The organism is Shewanella sp. CAL98-MNA-CIBAN-0140, from assembly GCF_040309905.1.
In the GTDB taxonomy this organism is placed as follows: domain Bacteria; phylum Pseudomonadota; class Gammaproteobacteria; order Enterobacterales; family Shewanellaceae; genus Shewanella; species Shewanella psychromarinicola.
Map to the genome: position 1 here is coordinate 1 of NZ_JBEOPI010000311.1, position 231 is coordinate 231.

Sequence of the window (231 nt, forward strand, 5' to 3'; positions counted from 1 at the left end):
GTGTTGCCTTTATCATCATATAAATCTTTGATAAATTCCCAAGCCTGTGCTTGCTCAGTGGCAAGGATGATTTCTTCATCGCTGGCATCAGGGCGACCATAGGCAATGTTTTCACGGACAGTACGATGGAGCAGCGAGGTATCTTGCGTGACCATACCGATTTGTTGACGTAATGACTCTTGAGTAACTTCGTCAATCGCTTGCCCATCGATGTAGATTTTACCTTTATCC

Annotated in this window: 1 protein-coding gene; it reads right to left on the minus strand. The window is 44.6% G+C overall.

All coding sequences use genetic code 11. From position 1 onward, the window contains the following. Nucleotides 1-231: ATP-binding cassette domain-containing protein (locus AAEY93_RS21185; protein WP_351079746.1), on the minus strand; the 231-nt coding region annotated here is incomplete at both ends.